Origin of the sequence: Streptomyces sp. MK37H, assembly GCF_018035285.1 — a bacterium.
GTDB classification, from domain to species: domain Bacteria; phylum Actinomycetota; class Actinomycetes; order Streptomycetales; family Streptomycetaceae; genus Streptomyces; species Streptomyces endocoffeicus.
The window spans coordinates 1-1,736 of sequence record NZ_JAAAYH010000802.1 but is presented as its reverse complement, the minus strand read 5'-3'; the positions used below and the strand labels follow the sequence as shown (position 1 = coordinate 1,736).

General features: G+C 72.9%; 2 protein-coding genes and 1 pseudogene. 1 reads left to right on the top strand and 2 read right to left on the bottom strand.

Translation table 11 applies throughout. The features are described from left to right. Positions 1–22: 22 nt before the first annotated feature. A complete protein-coding gene (locus tag GWI24_RS44035; RefSeq protein ID WP_210951612.1) occupies positions 23–388 on the bottom strand; it encodes an MmcQ/YjbR family DNA-binding protein in 366 nt (121 codons plus the stop codon). 138 nt (positions 389–526) lie between these two features. On the opposite strand from GWI24_RS44035, the pseudogene GWI24_RS47070 reads away from it, so the two are divergent. Beyond that, positions 527–631, top strand: a pseudogene (locus GWI24_RS47070) (hypothetical protein); the annotation flags it as partial. Positions 632–688: 57 nt separating this feature from the next. On the opposite strand, the gene GWI24_RS44030 reads toward GWI24_RS47070, so the two are convergent. Then, positions 689–1,642 carry a LysR family transcriptional regulator gene (locus GWI24_RS44030; RefSeq protein WP_210951611.1) on the bottom strand — a complete coding sequence of 318 codons (954 nt, stop codon included), beginning with the start codon at positions 1,640–1,642 and terminating at the stop codon, positions 689–691. Positions 1,643–1,736: the final 94 nt, after the last annotated feature.

Genomic DNA, 1,736 nt, shown 5'->3' with positions numbered 1-1,736 from the left:
ACCCTCGAGGCCGACGGCACCCTCACGGCCGGTCGAGCCGGAGCCGCTCGGCCCTCGGCAGCCCCGCGACCACCAGGTCGTAGGAGTCCTCGATGAGCTCCCGGACCAGCCGGTCCGGAAGGCCGCCGTCGGCCGTCACCGTGTTCCAGTGGCGCTTGTTCATGTGCCAGCCCGGGACGATCAGATCCGGATGCCCCTCACGGAGCCGCCCCGCGTCCGCCGGGTCGCACTTCAGATTCACCGTGAGCGGACGGGCGTCCAGCGTCGTCAGGGCGAAGATCTTGCCGAGCACCTTGAAGGTCGAGACCTCCGGGTGCCGGGAGAACGGGAACTCCTCCACCACCGCGTTGAAGGAGAGGCAGAAGGACCGCAGTTGCTCGGGGGTCACTCCGGATTCTCCTCGCACTCGGCTGAAGGGGCTCAGGGGGCTGAAGGGGCTCTACGAGCCCAAGGGGGCCAGGACGATCCCCACCGTAGACCACGCCTCCGACAGCCGGCCCGGTGACGACAGCGGCGCGGGCAAGGGATGTACACCGCCAAGCCGGCTCTCGTCCGGCTCTACCGGCTCTCGTCCGGCTCCAAGCGGCTCTCGTCCGGCTCCAAGCGGCTCTCGTCCGGCTCCAAGCGGCTCTCGTCCGGCTCCAAGCGGCTCGATCGACGGCAGGTCGGGGCACTTCCCGCGGACCGTTCAGTCCGCCTCGGGGCGCGGCAGCCAGGAGCCCGGCGGGCGGTGGAGCCAGCCGGACGTGGTGGCGAGCGCGCGGGCCGCGGCGTGGAGGGCGTCCAGGCCGGGGTGGGTGAGGCCCTTGCGCCATACGATGGAGACCGGTGAGAGCGGAACGGGCTCGGCGAGGGGGCGCAGCACCGCGCCGGGGAGGTGGGTGAACACCTCGCTGGCCAGTACCGACCAGCGGCGCTTGGTCACCACCCGGATGAACTCCTCGTCCCCGTCGATCTCCGGGAACGGCTCCGCCATCGCGATCCCGCGCCCCGCGAAGAGCTGGGCGGCCAGGCCCGTCCACTCGGTGGTGGTGTCGTTGCCCGCCGCCGCGTACAGGGTCTCGCCCGCGAGCGCCGACAGCGGGATCTCCTCGAGCCGGGCCAGCGGGTGGTCCTCGCGCAGGACCACGGCGATGCGCTCGTAGCGGATCAGCCGGTGGTCCAGCCGGGCGAGCATGGCGGGGTCGAGGCCGCGGGCCCGGCCGAAGGAGACGTCGAGGCGTCCAGCGAGGAGTTCGGCGGCGGCCCCGGCCAGCCCGCTGTGGAAGCGGGCCACCAGCTCGGTCTCGGGGCCGAGGCGGCGCCGCGCCTCCGCCAGCACCTGGCTTCCGGTGCTCACCGGGGCGCTCACGTCCACCAGCAGCGGGCGGTGTTCGGCCCCGCTGAAGGCCGCCGCCAGATCGTCCTGGGCCTGGAGCACCCGCCGGGCGTACGGCAGCAGCCGTTCGCCCGCGGCCGTGAGGGCGACCTGGCGGGTGGTGCGGACGAACAGCTCCGCGCCCAACTCCCGCTCCAGGCGCCGGATGTCGCGGCTGAGGGCCTGCTGGGCGACGTAGAGGCGGGCGGCGGCGCGGGTGAAGTGCAGTTCGTCGGCGACGGCGGTGAAGGCGCGCAGCAGGCGCGGTTCGAGGTCCCGGTTCACCCGCACATGGTGACCGACGCGACCCCCGATCCACACCCGGCCAGCATTGACAACAGAGATGCGTGAATGGCTCCCGATCAGGTGTTGGACCGCC